The following is a 15,511-nucleotide window of genomic DNA, read 5'->3' on the forward strand; positions in this document are numbered from 1 at the left end:
AGAGGCGGTAATATGTCACAAGTAATAGATAGATTTTTAAGATATGTAAAAGTAGACACAAAGTCAGATACTACAACAGGTACTACACCAAGCAGTAAGGGACAATTAGAATTAGCTAAATTAATAGTAAGTGAATTAAAAGAGATAGGATTAGAGGATGTCGTGTTAAGTGATACTGGTTATATTTATGCGACTATACCTTCAAATATAGAAAAGCAAGTTCCAACCATAGGATTTGTAGCACATATGGATACATCTCCTGATATGACAGGTAAAGATGTTAAGCCTAAGTTTGTAGAAAATTATGATGGTGGAGATATAGTATTAAATGCTGAAAACAATATAATACTTTCACCAAAAGAATTTCCTGATTTATTAGAGTATAAAGGAAAGACTTTGATAACAACAGATGGAACTACCCTTCTAGGTGCTGATGATAAGGCTGGTCTTGCTGAGATAGTAACTGCAGCAGAATATCTTATAAATCATCCAGAGGTAAAGCATGGAAAGGTAAGAATAGGCTTCACCCCAGATGAGGAAATAGGTGAAGGTGCTGATCACTTTGATGTAGAACTTTTTGGAGCTGACCTTGCATACACAATGGATGGTGGAGCTATAGGCGAATTAGAATATGAAAACTTTAATGCAGCTGGAGCTAAGGTTACGATTAAAGGAAGAAATGTTCATCCAGGTAGTGCTAAAAATAAGATGATAAACTCAATGCTTATTGCAAATGAATTTATAAACTTGCTTCCATCTGATGAAGTTCCAGAAAAAACAGAAGGCTATGAAGGATTTATTCATCTTACAGATATCAAAGGTGAAGTTGAAGAAACTCACTTAGGATTTATAATAAGAGATTTCTTTAAAGATGGCTATGAATCTAAAAAGAATAAATTAAGACAGATAGAAAAATGTTTAAATGATAAGTATGGTCAAGGAACTATTAATGTAGAAATCAAAGATCAATATAAAAATATGAAAGAAAAAATAGAACCTGTTATGTATATAGTTGAAAATGCTATAAAGGCTATGGAAACTGCAGGTATAAAGCCAAATGTAAGACCTATAAGAGGTGGTACAGATGGTGCTAGATTATCCTTTATGGGACTTCCTACACCGAATATATTTGCTGGTGGTGAGAATTTCCACGGAAAGTATGAATATGCAGTAGTAGAATCAATAGAAAAAGCTGTTGAGGTTATTTTAAATCTAGTAGAGATATATTCAAAATAAATTCAATTACAGCTATTTACATTTTAATGTTAATAAATGTTGACAACTCTATTGGTACAGAATATTATTAGTAGTATGATATAACTAAGGAATAATACGATGAACAAAGGCGTTCTATATATGAGTCGATTAGACTCTATGTAGGCGTCTTTATTATTATCAAGGTTAAAGGAGAGAGATTTTTATGTCTTATTCAAAAGAAGATATAGTCAGGCTTGTTGAAGAAAATGATGTTAGATTTATTAGACTACAATTCACAGACATATTCGGTACTATGAAGAATGTAGCTATAACTTCTAGACAGCTAAGCAAAGCTCTTAACAATGAATGTTTCTTTGATGGGTCATCAATTGAAGGGTTTGTTAGGATGGAAGAAGCAGATATGTACTTAGCACCAGACTTGGACACCTTTGAATTAATGCCGTGGTCAACACCTGATGGAAATATAGCAAGACTTATTTGTGATGTTTACACAGGCGATGGAAAACCATTTGAAGGGGATCCAAGGTATATCCTAAAAAAGGTATTAAATGAAGCAAAGGAATTGGGGTATACCTTTAATGTAGGACCTGAATGTGAGTTTTTCTTGTTCCATACAAACGATGATGGTTCACCAACTACTAATACTCATGATAATGCAAGTTATTTTGATTTAGGACATATAGATCTTGGTGAAGAAGCTAGAAGAGATATGTGTATAGCCCTAGAACAAATGGGGTTTGAAATAGAAGCATCTCATCATGAAGTTGCAAGAGGCCAACATGAAATTGATTTTAAATATGACAATGCTTTAAAGACTGCTGACAATATAATGACTTTTAAGTCAGTAGTTAAAACTATAGCACAATCACATGGATTACATGCAACTTTTATGCCTAAGCCTATATTTGGCATAAACGGTTCAGGTATGCATATGAATATGTCATTATCAAAGGATGGAGTTAATGCGTTTTTTGATGAAAAGGATGATTTTGGTATAAGTGAAGATGCATATAGTTTCATAGCTGGTCTATTAAATCATATTAAAGGAATAGTTGCAGTTACTAATCCACTTGTTAATTCTTATAAAAGATTAGTTCCAGATTATGAAGCACCTATATATGTTTCATGGTCTCCTAAAAATAGAAGTCCTTTAGTTAGAATACCAATATCAAGAGGAAAATCAACTAGAGTTGAGCTTAGATGTCCAGATCCATCTTGTAATCCATATCTAGCACTTGCACTTTGTTTAGCAGCTGGGTTAGAAGGGATAAAGAAAAAGCTTACGCCACCAAGAAGCATCGAGGCTAATATATTTGCTATGACTGAGGAACAAAGAAAAGAGCAAGGTATAGATAGACTTCCTGATAATCTTTATGATGCAATTTTAGAATTTAGTAAAGATGGCTTAGTAAAAGATATTTTAGGGGAGCATGCCTTCCAGGTATATAAGGAAGCGAAAAACCTAGAGTGGGATGATTATAGAGCAAAGGTACATCAATGGGAGATAGATCAATATTTGAGTAAATTCTAGTAGTAAATGGGGGGAAGTGCATGCTTAACAGTTATAAGATTGTATTAGGAACAAGCACTTTAAAAGCAGGTGGACAGATAAAAAGCCTTCTCCTTCAAAAAGGTTTTAATGTTGATGGCATCTGCACTTCCGGAAGTATGCTCATAAGAAAGTCACGACTTACAAAGCCAGATATAGTTATAATAAATTATGAGCTTACAGATACAAATGGGGCAGAGGTTGCAAAGATTATTTCAGGGGAAGCAATAAGCAAAGTAATACTTCTATGTACTTCGCAGCAGTATAATATAATATCTAAATGGACATCACAATTGGGCATAGTATGCATGCAAAAGCCAATTAAACCTAGTGGCTTTTTACATACTATAAGTGATATATTAGATGAGATATCTAAAGAGAAACACGGAAAGGCTGAAGGAAGTACTAGACCAGTGGGGGATAAACTTATAATAGATAAAGCAAAACAACTATTAATGAAAAAAGAAAACATTGAGGAAAACGAAGCCTATAGACGAATTCAAAAAGAGAGCATGAATAGCAAAAGGCCTATGCTTGATGTTGCAAAGAGAATAATAAATTCCAATAAGGGATAAGCAATGGCGCTTGATTCATATACAGATGAATTTGAGCGTCATTTTTTATATAGAAGTTTGGGTATGTTTAAAATTAGATATTTTTAAATAATCTTATGTAAATAGAAAGATATATAGTATTTCATATGGATTATATTTTTAGGTTAAGAGGGCATTAATTATATAGATAAAAAAAGATAGATACACAGATAAATAAAGAAATAATAGTAGTTATAGTACTTAGTTAAATCATATAGCAGGTAGTATTGGTTAAGTTTTAGTAATGGGTGTATCTATAATATGTTTAAATTTCACTAATACTATAATCATATATTTAAAGACAATACAATAAATAGCCTCCAATTTAATATTATTTATAAATGACAAATTAAAAGGAAAAGAACTTGTATCTATATGTTTTTAGATTCAAGTTCTTTTCTTCTGCTTAACTAAGATATATAAACTCTTTGCTAATCTTTCTTTTTACTAACAAAAGTATATATAAAGACACAAACCAGTAGTAATGCGACGCCACTTGCAAATGTTTGAGGTTTTTCATACCAAGGTTTTATCTTTAACTCCACTTCAGTTAGGTAGGGATGTAAGCTTGAGTCTATTTTGTCTTCTATTTTTTCTTTAGTTCCTTGGGAGTACCTTTTAGCGAATACTAAAAGACGATCGTTTTTAGAAGTAATACTATAACAAGTAAGAAGAGTTATCATATCAACTCCATTAACTATACTCAAGTATTCTTGCTGATCAGGCAAGATTATTTTATTTCCCGTAACTTTATAGTAAAGGGTTTGCCAATGATTTGTGATTTCAATATCGTCCCCAGGCTCCAGCTCTGGTAAGTCAGTAAAAAATTTTTGTACCTGCCCAGTATGTGCTGCAATTACTGAGTTGGTGTTTTCTCCTCCAATAGGGATACTAGTTCCTTGAATCACAGCAGCACCTTTGCTGAGATGGTCATCTGTGGCTCCAAGATATAATGGAAGTGTCTGATGAATCTTATCTATTTTAATATAAGCAAAGACTGAAGCTTTATCCTCAGTTTTTATATTACCTTTAATAGAGACGCCTAGTTCTTTTCTGAAAGGATCTGAGGTATATGCCGATAGATTCCATAATCTCTTATTATATTCTTTGATATAGGCTTCATCTTTGTCTAGAAGTAGTTTCATTACAGGGTCAGACTGAATCTCTTCAAATTCTTTATCACTTATTTGTATTTTTTTGATTTTATTTTCATATTCTTCCTGATTATTTGAAGACTGATATGCTGTGTCTGGAGGAGATACTGGATTATTTGTACTCTTCATTATTTTGTAATTATAATAAGTATTAGAGAAAGTAGGATACATAAACACCATAATACCTAGAATAAAAAGAAAAGTATATTTCTTTTGACCTACAAATTTATTTGATTTCACTTTTTAGTCTATCCCCTTTTCTTTCTCAGAAAATACTACTTCAATGTTAGCTTGTGCTCTTAATCTCTTTCTAGTTTTTAAGTGTTTTAACAAGATGTACAGCAACAAAGCAATCAGCGTAGCCAAGGTGCCCCAAAATAAGTTTCTATACATATTATTTGTCTTGCTATCAGTAATTTCTTTCTCCATAACTGCTTCAACATAATCGATTCGATGCCCACGAACTAAAAGTCTATGAGAATTGATCATATATGGAGTACAAGTTAAAAGTGTGCAGTAATCATGCCCGGGAACAATAGAAAGGTCATTAAGTTCTGTTGGTTCAACTACTTTTATCTGATCTATCTCATAGGCTATAGTGCCGCCGATATTTTTTATATAGAATTTATCGCCTACCTCTAATTTATCTAAGTCAGTAAAAAGTTTAGCTGTGGGTAGTCCTCTATGTCCAGTTAGGACCGTATGTGTGTAGTTACCTCCTACTGGAAGAGAAGTTCCTTCCATGTGGCCAATGCCTTTTTGAAGTACTTTCTCTGATGTTCCTACATATATTGGGGCGTTCAGGGGGATTTTAGGAATAACAATGTGACCGATCTGTTCATTTACCTCAAGCATCTTAGCGTATTCTTCTACTCCTGCATGCATTTGTTCTTTTGTATATGGATCCTTTAATGTTTCAGAATTCTTAATACCTGACAAATAATCATTATATGCATGTGCACGGTCCATCTTATCCTTTACTACACTATCCTCGATTTTTGTAACAGCCGTATCAAAATCCTGATTAACTCTCCTAGCAGCTCTTTCATAGATTATGTTAGTGATAATTGGATAAGAGAATATTCCGAGTCCAACAATAAAAACCATAACAATAATTAGTGTTTTCCAGATGTTATGTTTAGAATTACTTGTAGATTTTTTTGAATTTTCGGTTGTTTTTCTATTTTTTTTCATTATTCTAGTCCTCTATTCTTCTATATAATTGGTCTCAGTAATTCATAAGCTTAAAATTTAATGCTCTTTTATTAGAAAGTATTTTAATGTAATGTCTTTGTAGTATTATTTAATAATTTAATATCGTTATAGCTTATATATACATCTTGTTTTTTGTTTATTGCTTAAAATAAAAGAGCGAGAATTATCCCGCCCTTTTGTTCAGTTCAAATAATATTAAGCCCGAGCTTTCCTCTTCAAGGCTACTAATGATGATCCCATAATTATAAGACCAGCAGCTAAGAATATGATTGTGCCGATTCCACCGGTTTGAGGAATGATTGGTCTCTTAACATTAATAACCTTTGTATTATCGCTAGTATTAGTCTTGCTTCCGTATGAATTTGCATCAATTGTGAAACTTAAATCATTCATCCTCACATATTTATCAGGTACATCTACTTCTTGCAATTGATAAGTAACTGCTGCTCCATTATCTCCATAAGCAAGTCCCGTAACTTCAAATATACCATTATTAGGATTGACATTAATCTTTGTCGCATCCTTTATATCATCTTTCCAGTTTATTTTACCTTGGGAATCCTTACTCATATACTTATTAGCGGTATTCTTCACAACAAAGCTTGCAGTGGATAATGCACTAATGTAAGTCTGAGTTGTATTATCTACCTTTACGAACTGACGTCCACCAGTATGAACTTCTGGTCTATTACTGTTAGGAACATCAGTGCATTTATCCCCTGTATATCCATTGTTGTATGTCAACGTAGCGTTATTATAGATATTAGTACCCATTAAGGCAGTGTTGTTTATTCTTGCGCCAAATTTGATTTCTAGATTTTTAGCTCCATTTAAATCAGTTCCTAATTTTTGCAATCCCTTAGTTGTAAAGTTTACAGTTAATTTGCCACCTGCAGTATTCTCAGCAGATGATGTCAAGGTATAATATCCGTCAGATGGTTTTAGGACTTCTGTGTTGTAGGTAACCACAACATTCCCTAGGTAGTCTAATGTTGATGACAATGTATCTTCCACTTTAAAGGCTTTGTAATCTTGAATTCCTAAAGGAACTTTTGGGTAAATAAGATAATTAAATGATTGCCCTATATCATAGCTGGCGTGATCTTGTCCTTTTGTTTCTACATCTTTATCTATTGTTGGAGTATCATTTACAATTACATTCTTAGGATAAATGTGTAACTCTGTAAGATATCCAGTACCAGCAACATTTAGTGCAGGAAGTTCCAGGATAAATGGAACACCACTTGCATCTACAAGAGTTGCTGGATGCTTAGTTTCTCTCACATAATAAAGTCCATTCTCAAATGTTCGTGGTTGGCCTGCTGTTACTATAACTTTATATTGAGAACAATTATCTACATAGGAGTCAGGTTTGTCTGCAAAATCACTTGCTGCATAAGGAGCTTTTAGCTTCCATGCTGTGAATTCTACTCCTGTATTATTTTCAACTGCATCTCCATTTGGTTGTAATTTAGATATTTGATCAGCTGATAGTTTTCCGCCGTTATGATCAGTTAACGTAAAAGCTTGTGTACCAACAATTTTATGAATGGTAACACTGGTACCAGAAGGTACACATTGTGTAGATGCCGTTTCAGATGTAGTTGCATGTACTGGTATTGCTGATGTTGCCAATAACATAAGGGTTGGCACTATAAGTCCTAATAATTTTTTAAATACTTTCATATTCTCTCTCCTTAAATTTATTCTCTTTATTTTATTAACTGCTGTTAATTACTTTTCATCTCAAGTGTTATGGTGGAAAGCGATAATGCTTGTCCACTTATGAACAATGGCGTTACCCGAATTTCTTCCTTTAGTAGAAGTTTATCTTGTATCGTTAAAACTTATTTACCTATAGGTTTTAATAATTAGCAGAATATTTTATTGTGTCATAGACTAAGAGGCTTATATTATCTGCATTTGATTAAACTGAATTAAGTAACGCAGAAATCATTTATATAGTATAGGTATTATTGATATACGAATTTTATTCTAATAATTTAAAAATCATATTAATTTTGAAAATAATAATATTTTTTGAATAAATACCTTAAATTGTATTAAAATTAATAAAATTGATAATAAATTATTGGGACTTAATGTACATAGTAGATTTGAAGAAAATTAGTCAATAGATTGACCTTTAGAGAATTAGCTTATACTTAAATATAACAATTAGACCTTTATTTACATAACAATACTTCAGCTACGTTAGAAGGAATAAGAAAATTCATATAGAAATTAAAGACTGATAAGCTATTAAGCTTTGGCTTGTATAGTGTTAAGATATGATAATAAAGCTTTGATATAATTTGATAATAGAAGATAACTTTGAGGTGGAATATATGAAATTTATACATACAGGAGATTGGCATATCGGCAAGATAGTAAATGAAATAAGCATGATAGAGGATCAAGAATTTGTTTTGGAACAGCTTGTAAAGATAATAGAGGAAGAAAAACCAGATGCGTTAGTTATAGCTGGAGATATATATGATAGATCAGTACCTTCAGTGGAAGCTGTATCTTTATTAGATAAAATTTTTTCTAGGATACTATTAGAACTTAATACTCCTATAATAGCTATAGCAGGAAATCATGATAGTGCAGAAAGAGTGTCATTTGCATCAGGAATTTTAACTAAAAACAGACTTTATATACAAGGTAATTTTAATGAGGGAATAAAAAAAGTAGAGCTTGAAGATAGCCATGGCAAGGTTAATTTCTTTTTGATACCTTATGCAGAGCCAGTAGTTATAAGGGAATTGTATAAGGATACAACTGTTAGAACTCATGAAGATGCTATGAAAAAGCTGATAGAAGAGATAAGAAAGCAAGTTAGTGGAAGAGAGAGAAATGTTATTGTTGCTCATGGGTATGTTTCTTTTATGGGTGACATAGAAGAAGTGGCAGTGGATGACTTAGGAGAAGAGAAACGAAAGAGAGCAGGGCTTGAAGTTTCTGATTCAGAAAGACCATTAAATATAGGCGGAACAGATCTTATAGGTGGTGAGGTATTTGATGGATTTACCTATACGGCTTTAGGACATCTTCATGGACCACAAAAGGTAGGGTCGGATAGGATAAGATATTCTGGATCCTTACTTAAATATTCATTCTCTGAAGCTCGTCAGAGAAAAGGAGTAACCTTAGTAGAGATAAATAATGATGGTGAAGTTAAGGTTGATATAAAGGACTTCAAACCTAGAAGAGATATGAGAACTATAAAGGGACCTCTAAAGGAATTAATAAATCCAGAGGTTTATAAAGATACAAATACTGAAGATTATATATTTGCTGTGCTTACAGATGAGGGGGAGTTAGTAGATCCTATATCTAAGCTTAGAGCAGTGTATCCAAATATAATGGGGCTTAGTAGAGAAAATTCAACTCAAAGAGAAGGAAGTAAAACCTCTGCATCCTTAGGATATAAAACTAAGGGTAAGGATGAACTTTTTAAGGAGTTCTATAAGGCAATTGCAGGTAAAGAAGTAGATGAAGATAAGTTTGACATAATGGCTGACATCATAAGGGATGTTGAAAGGGAGGTAAAGTAGTATGAGACCTATAAAATTAACTATATGTGCCTTTGGCCCTTATGCAGATGAGCAGACTATAGACTTTGAGGCATTAAAGGATAAAAATATATTTCTCATAACTGGCCCAACTGGAGCAGGAAAAACAACTATATTTGATGCTATAAGCTTTGCTCTTTATGGAGAAGCTTCTGGAAGCAGCAGAGATAAAGACAGTCTTAGAAGTGACTTTGCTTTAGATGATAATGTAACCTTTGTGGAATTAGAATTTGAACTTAGAGGTAAGATTTATAGGATAAAAAGATATCCTCAACAACTAAAAAGAAAGGCTAGGGGAGAAGGATATACATTAAAAGGTGCTGAAGCAGAATTTATTTTGCCTAATGGAAATGTAATAACTAAAGTAAATAATGTAGATGAAAAGATAAGTGAAGTACTTGGAATAAGTAAACAGCAATTTAAACAGATTGTGATGCTGCCACAAGGGGAGTTTAGAAAACTTTTAGAGGCTGAAAGTGTAGAGAGAGAGGCTATATTTAGAAAGATATTTGGTACAGAAGCTTTTCTAGAAATTCAAAATAGGTTAGATATTCAAAGAAAGAAGCTCTACGGAGAGATAATGAATGTAAGTAATGAAAGAAAAACTTACATAAAAAATATAGATTGTGGTGACGATGAAAGGCTTGTTACTTTAATAAATGCTGAAGATTTAAATATTACAGAGATATTATCTGAAAGTAAGATAAATATAGAACAGGATGAAAATAAAGCAGCTGAAGTAAGACTGCACTTAGAAGAAGCAATAAAAGAACAAGATAAACTACAGAAAGAGATATTTCAAGGTCAAGAGATAAACAAAAAACTTGATAATAATAAAACACTTAAAGAAATACTTAATATTGAATTAGAAAAAAAGGACTTATATATAAGTAAGGAATCATCACTTGTGTCAGCTAGAAGTGCAATTGAAGTTAGGCAGGTTGAACAAGTGCTTGAAGATAAGATAGTAGATAAAAGATCAAAAGATATTGTAATAAAGCAAAATATAGTGAACCTAGAGAACATTACGAAGGTAATGGAAGAAGCTAAGTTAAAACTTGAAAATGCAGCTAAAAGAGAAGAAGAGAAGAATAAACTTTTAAGTGATATATCAATTCTTAAAAGCTATGAAATAAAGGTTAAAGATTATGAAGGTAAAAAGAAGAACTTAATTGAACTAAATAATTCTATTAAGCTTAAAGATAAACTAAGATCTGATTTAAAGAAAAAATTGATTATTTTGAAGAATACTATAGAAGAAAAAAGTCTTTTAGTTAGACAACTTCAAAAAGAGCAGACTGAGTTATCTTCTAAAGAAATTGATTTAGCAAATAAAAAGATACAGATTGACGAACTTAGAAATCTTTATAAATATTATCAGGAATATAGTAAAGCATTTTCAATATATGCCACTGAAAAAAAGGATTATGCAAGCATAGAATCAAAGTTTAAGAAAGAAAAACAGGAATATGAGCATTTAGATGAACTATTTAAGAAAGGTCAAGCAGGCCTTTTATCTAAGGAACTTGTGCAAGGGATGTCTTGTCCTGTTTGCGGTTCAAAGGAACATCCAAGTCCTGCTACAGTAGTTAAAGAGGTTCCTACTGAAGGCGAACTTAAAATATTAAAAGAAAGCTTTGATAAGATAAATCAAGAATATCAAAATAAGCTTCAAAAGTTATCAGCCTTAAATGCTTCATTGGTAGAATTGGAGAAAAGATATAAGGAACAGGAAGAAAAACTTCAAGGAGTTTTAGCAGAAGAGTTCTTAAATCTAGATATAAATAGCAAACTTAAAAATATAGCTGAGGCTGGAAAAACTTTAGCATCTGAATATGACATTCTAAATAAGCAAGTAGAAAGGTTAAAAAACAATCTATCGCTAAAAGAAAAAATTGAGATTGAGATTGATAAGTTAAATAAAGAACATGAGATAGAAGCAAGTAATCAAGAGAAACTTGATGATGAATATACAGAGTTATTTGGTAAGGTAAAGGCTGAACAAGAACTGTTAACTAGTATTGAGAACGAAATACCAGAAAGTATAAGATCTTTAAATGCTCTTCAAAGTAGAATAAATAGTAATGAAAAGTTGATAGAAGACATTGTAAATGCATTGAATAAAGCACAACAGGACTTCAACAAAGCAACTACTAATAAAGCTTCTGCTGAAGCAGAGTTAAAAACTCAAGAGGATAATCTTAAAGAGATAGAAAATCAAATAATAGTAATAAAAGAAAGATTAAATGCTAAGATAATTGAATGCGGGTTTAGGGATTTTGATCACTATAAATCAGCTTTCTTGACTATGGAAGATATAAAGAGTTTAGAAAAGCAGCTCAAGGATTATAATGAGAATATTAAATCGTTACAAGATAGGTATGATGCCTCAGCAAAAGATATCGAAAATCTAAATTATATTAAATTATATGATATAAATAATGATTTAGCTGCGTTAAAAGATAGAGAAAAGTTAATTCGAGAAAGTGAGAAAAAGATATCTTTTAGAATTAATACTAATATCAAGGCATTGAATAAAATAGAAGAGCTTACTAATTTGATTAGTGATCAAGAAGAAAGGTATTCTAAGGTAGCAGAACTTGCTAGGGTTGTAAATGGCGATAATGCAGAAAGAGTAACCTTTGAAAGATATGTATTGGCTGCATATTTTGATGAAATAATAGAAGCAGCTAACTCAAGATTGTACAAAATGGCCGGTGGAAGGTTTATATTAAGAAGAAAAGAAGAAAAAGGTAAGGGAAGAAAGCAAGAAGGCCTAGAACTTGAGGTATTTGATAATTATACAGGTAAAGCAAGACATGTGAAGACTCTGTCTGGAGGAGAAGGTTTTAAAGCTTCCTTATGTTTAGCTTTAGGACTTGCAGATGTAATTCAAGCTTATGCTGGTGGAATAAATCTAGATACAATGTTTGTAGATGAAGGGTTTGGTACATTAGACCCAGAGTCTTTAGATAATGCTATACAGTGTTTAATTGATTTACAGCAAGGGGGAAGACTTGTTGGCATAATTTCACATGTGCCTGAATTAAAGGAAAGAATAGATGCTAGACTAGAAATTACTCCAGCACGAGAAGGAAGTAAGGCGAAGTTTAATTTCATCTAAGATATACAGAAAGACTAGCTAAAAGTAAGAGTATGCTTACAAATAGCTAGTCTTTTATGTCTTTTTAAGTTTTATGGATAAGTTAAAATTCTAAGGTTCTCTATGATCACCTAAGAAGAATAACGCAATTGTTCCAACTCCAGTATGGCTGCCTATTACAGTGCCTATATAATTGAAAACTACTTCTTTTACATTATATTTTTCTTTTATCATTTCAGCTAAGTTTTCAGCTCCATCTATATAATCGCTGTGAGATATAAATATAGTTTGATCTTCGGGATTTACAACATGTTGTTCAAACTTTTCGAAAAGCATTTTTATAGCTCTTTTACTTCCTTTAGCTTTTGAAAAATTCTTAAGCTCACCACTATCATTTACATAGAGAATAGGCTTTATATTTAGGAGACTTCCTATGGCAGCTGCTGTAGGAGATATTCTTCCACCTCTTTTTAAGTGATTAAGATCATCAACTGTAAATAAACTGCATAGGTTTAACTTGTTTTCTTCAAGCCATTGTACAACCTCTTCTTTTGATTTTCCTTGTTCTTTAAGTTTTGCAGCATAATATACTAAAAGGCCATGTCCCATAGAAGCTGCTTTTGTGTCAACTACAGATATATCTGCACTAGGATATTTTTCAAGTATTTCATTTCTGGCTATCAATCCGCTGTTAAAAGTACCACTTAGAGCAGATGAGAAACCGATGTATAATACAGGAATATCATCTTTAACGAATTTTTCAAATTGCTCATAAAATCTATAACTGTTTACCTGGCTAGTAGTAGGCATAGAACCGTTTCTTATATTATCATAGAACTCTTTATATGTAAGAGTTTTTCCAAAGTCCTCAACAAATTCTTGTCCGTTTAAGTTGCAAACTAGGCCTATATAATTAAGACTAAATTTATTTATGATTTCTGCTGATAGATCGCATCCAGAGTCAGTGAGTATAACGAAATCTTTCATATTAAAACCGCTCCTTTATAAAGGGTGAATCTCATAAAACCTTATATTTAGAGGTATGAAAATAATTTGAAAATAAAATATATGAATAAATTTAATAATATAAGGTAAGGATCTCATCCATATTTAATATTAATTTTAGTGTAAAAAATAAATCATTACAATGATTATTGGGAAAATATAACTGAGTCTCAATAGAAGGAGACATAAATTATATTGATTAATATACATTATACACAAAAATTAATTGGTTTTCTAAGAGTGAGTGGGAATTTTACTCTAATATTCTATTTATTAATAGTATGATTACAATTTGCATATTATATTGCATTTATTGATAACTATATTAAAAAAGTGTATTTGAGTATGATAATTAGTATAATCAATGAGATTTTTAAGTTTATATAGCACTGTTTTAAAATATGATATCATTAATATATGAATAACTGCATAATCAAATTTATATTTTCTGGATTTTCTCTCACAATTCAGAGAAGTTTTGAAAATAAATTTTGGAGTGAGGTGTTTCATATTTACATATAATTGCATATAAATAACAGTAAGACTTAAAAATTACAAATTTTAATACAATGTGGACTAAAAAGATAAAGTGTGATATTGTGTTATTATATAATAATTATTATTAGTTAGCGATTGTAAGGAGGGATTAGATGAGAATTTTAGATTTTTTTAAGAAAGAAGATAATAAGCCTAAGCATATGGCACTAGATTTTTTAAAATATATTGGACCAGGAATGTTAGTAACAGTGGGATTTATAGACCCAGGAAATTGGGCTTCAAATATAGCAGCAGGCTCTTCTTATGGATATAAGCTTTTATGGATGGTTACTTTATCTACGATTATGTTAATAGTACTTCAACATAATGCAGCTCATCTAGGTATAGTTACAGGACTTTGTATATCAGAAGCTATAAATAAGCATATAAGACCTTTATTAGCTAGAGCGATAACTAGTACAGCAGTACTTGCAGCAGTTGGAACAGCCATGGCAGAAATACTTGGTGCGTCTATAGCTTTGAATATGCTATTTCATATACCACTTAAGATTGGAGCTATTATATCAACCGTGGTGATATTGTGGATGTTGTTCTCCAATTCTTATAAGAAGATTGAGAAAATTATAATTGCATTTGTTTCTATAATAGGACTTGCTTTTATAATTGAAGTATATCTTGTAGATGTAAGCTGGGGAGAAGCTATAAAAGGATGGGTTACACCATCATTCCCAACAGGATCTCTTCCTATAATAATGAGTGTTCTTGGAGCAGTAGTAATGCCTCACAATTTATTTCTACATTCGGAAGTAATACAAAGCAGGCAGTGGAATCTTAAAGATAAATCTATAATGGAAAAACAATTGAAGTATGAATTTATGGATACATTGTTTTCAATGATAGTGGGATGGGCTATAAATAGTGCTATGATACTTGTTGCAGTATCATTCTTTGTGAATAATATACAAGTTACTGAGTTAGAACAGGCGCAATTGATGTTAAAACCATTACTAGGAAATGCTGCAGCTATTATATTTGCAATAGCATTACTTTTTGCAGGAATATCCTCAAGTGTAACAGCAGGGATGGCTGGAGCTTCTATATTTACAGGATTATTTGATGAACCATATAATATTCATGATAAGCATACAAAGGCAGGGATATTAGTAACTATAATTCCAGCGCTTATAATAATATTTTTTGTCTCAAATCCATTTAAAGGACTGGTATATTCACAAATGTTATTAAGTGTACAGCTACCAATAACAATATTTACTCAAATATACCTAACATCTTCAAAGAAGGTTATGGGAGAATATAAAAATACTAGATGGGAAAATATGGTTCTGTGGGTAATAGGTGCAATAGTTGCATTGTTAAATATAGCACTTTTAATAGATACAATAATTCATTAAAGTAAAAGGTTGTTTGTATTGAGAAGTTTTAAACTCATCTGCAGACAATCTTTTTTATCTATATATTGTCATTTAGATTTATGTGAATAAGAATAAATTACTAAATAATAAATCGAAACCTAAGAAGAGATTTAATATATGTAAATACATTTTAACTATATCACAATCTGTAGTTAACATCACTAA

At 31.5% G+C, this 15,511-nt stretch carries 10 protein-coding genes; 6 read left to right on the forward strand and 4 right to left on the reverse strand.

Annotated elements, in window-relative coordinates; all coding sequences use genetic code 11:
- Positions 1–12: 12 nt before the first annotated feature.
- The 3 genes from pepT to JHL18_RS22790 all read left to right on the forward strand — a co-directional run bounded on the left by pepT (position 13) and on the right by JHL18_RS22790 (position 3,342).
- Entirely contained in the window at positions 13–1,236 is a 1,224-nt protein-coding gene (gene pepT, locus JHL18_RS22780) for a peptidase T (protein WP_200273572.1), read from the forward strand.
- Positions 1,237–1,420: 184 nt separating this feature from the next.
- On the forward strand, positions 1,421–2,749 hold the full coding sequence (gene glnA, locus JHL18_RS22785) for a type I glutamate--ammonia ligase (RefSeq protein WP_200273574.1): 1,329 nt from the start codon (positions 1,421–1,423) through the stop codon (positions 2,747–2,749).
- 20 nt (positions 2,750–2,769) lie between these two features.
- Positions 2,770–3,342, forward strand: a complete 573-nt coding sequence (locus JHL18_RS22790; protein ID WP_200273576.1) for an ANTAR domain-containing response regulator — start codon at positions 2,770–2,772, stop codon at positions 3,340–3,342.
- 449 nt (positions 3,343–3,791) lie between these two features.
- On the opposite strand, the gene JHL18_RS22795 is transcribed toward JHL18_RS22790, so the two are convergent.
- From JHL18_RS22795 to JHL18_RS22805, 3 genes are all read right to left on the reverse strand, one after another.
- A complete protein-coding gene (locus JHL18_RS22795; protein ID WP_200273578.1) occupies positions 3,792–4,754 on the reverse strand; it encodes a sortase in 963 nt (320 codons plus the stop codon).
- Between the two features lie 3 nt (positions 4,755–4,757).
- Positions 4,758–5,621 (reverse strand): class C sortase, encoded by an 864-nt coding sequence (locus tag JHL18_RS22800; protein WP_243278124.1) that lies wholly within the window; start codon positions 5,619–5,621, stop codon positions 4,758–4,760.
- Between the two features lie 303 nt (positions 5,622–5,924).
- Positions 5,925–7,415: a SpaH/EbpB family LPXTG-anchored major pilin gene (locus JHL18_RS22805; protein ID WP_200273582.1), complete on the reverse strand. Its 1,491-nt coding sequence runs from the start codon at positions 7,413–7,415 to the stop codon at positions 5,925–5,927.
- 662 nt (positions 7,416–8,077) lie between these two features.
- Between JHL18_RS22805 and JHL18_RS22810 the strand changes: the two genes are divergently transcribed.
- Both JHL18_RS22810 and JHL18_RS22815 read left to right on the forward strand, forming a co-directional pair.
- Positions 8,078–9,289, forward strand: coding sequence for an exonuclease SbcCD subunit D (locus JHL18_RS22810; protein WP_200273584.1), 1,212 nt, complete (start codon positions 8,078–8,080; stop codon positions 9,287–9,289).
- A gap of 1 nt (position 9,290) precedes the next feature.
- Positions 9,291–12,431, forward strand: a complete 3,141-nt coding sequence (locus JHL18_RS22815) for an AAA family ATPase (RefSeq protein WP_200273586.1) — start codon at positions 9,291–9,293, stop codon at positions 12,429–12,431.
- A 90-nt stretch (positions 12,432–12,521) separates the two neighbouring features.
- On the opposite strand, the gene JHL18_RS22820 is transcribed toward JHL18_RS22815, so the two are convergent.
- Positions 12,522–13,397, reverse strand: a complete 876-nt coding sequence (locus JHL18_RS22820; protein ID WP_200273588.1) for a DegV family protein — start codon at positions 13,395–13,397, stop codon at positions 12,522–12,524.
- Between the two features lie 668 nt (positions 13,398–14,065).
- Between JHL18_RS22820 and JHL18_RS22825 the strand changes: the two genes are divergently transcribed.
- Complete coding sequence (locus JHL18_RS22825; RefSeq protein WP_200273590.1) at positions 14,066–15,325, forward strand: Nramp family divalent metal transporter; 1,260 nt, start codon at positions 14,066–14,068, stop codon at positions 15,323–15,325.
- The last annotated feature ends 186 nt before the right edge of the window (positions 15,326–15,511 follow it).

The organism is Clostridium yunnanense (assembly GCF_016595795.1).
GTDB classification, from domain to species: Bacteria; Bacillota; Clostridia; order Clostridiales; family Clostridiaceae; genus Clostridium_AR; species Clostridium_AR yunnanense.

Coding starts and splice junctions, on each gene's coding strand:
- pepT (WP_200273572.1), top strand. CDS start 13: ATGTCACAAGTAATAGATAGATTTTTAAGATATGTAAAAGTAGACACA.
- glnA (WP_200273574.1), top strand. CDS start 1,421: ATGTCTTATTCAAAAGAAGATATAGTCAGGCTTGTTGAAGAAAATGAT.
- JHL18_RS22790 (WP_200273576.1), top strand. CDS start 2,770: ATGCTTAACAGTTATAAGATTGTATTAGGAACAAGCACTTTAAAAGCA.
- JHL18_RS22800 (WP_243278124.1), bottom strand. CDS start 5,621: ATGGTTTTTATTGTTGGACTCGGAATATTCTCTTATCCAATTATCACT.
- JHL18_RS22805 (WP_200273582.1), bottom strand. CDS start 7,415: ATGAAAGTATTTAAAAAATTATTAGGACTTATAGTGCCAACCCTTATG.
- JHL18_RS22810 (WP_200273584.1), top strand. CDS start 8,078: ATGAAATTTATACATACAGGAGATTGGCATATCGGCAAGATAGTAAAT.
- JHL18_RS22815 (WP_200273586.1), top strand. CDS start 9,291: ATGAGACCTATAAAATTAACTATATGTGCCTTTGGCCCTTATGCAGAT.
- JHL18_RS22820 (WP_200273588.1), bottom strand. CDS start 13,397: ATGAAAGATTTCGTTATACTCACTGACTCTGGATGCGATCTATCAGCA.
- JHL18_RS22825 (WP_200273590.1), top strand. CDS start 14,066: ATGAGAATTTTAGATTTTTTTAAGAAAGAAGATAATAAGCCTAAGCAT.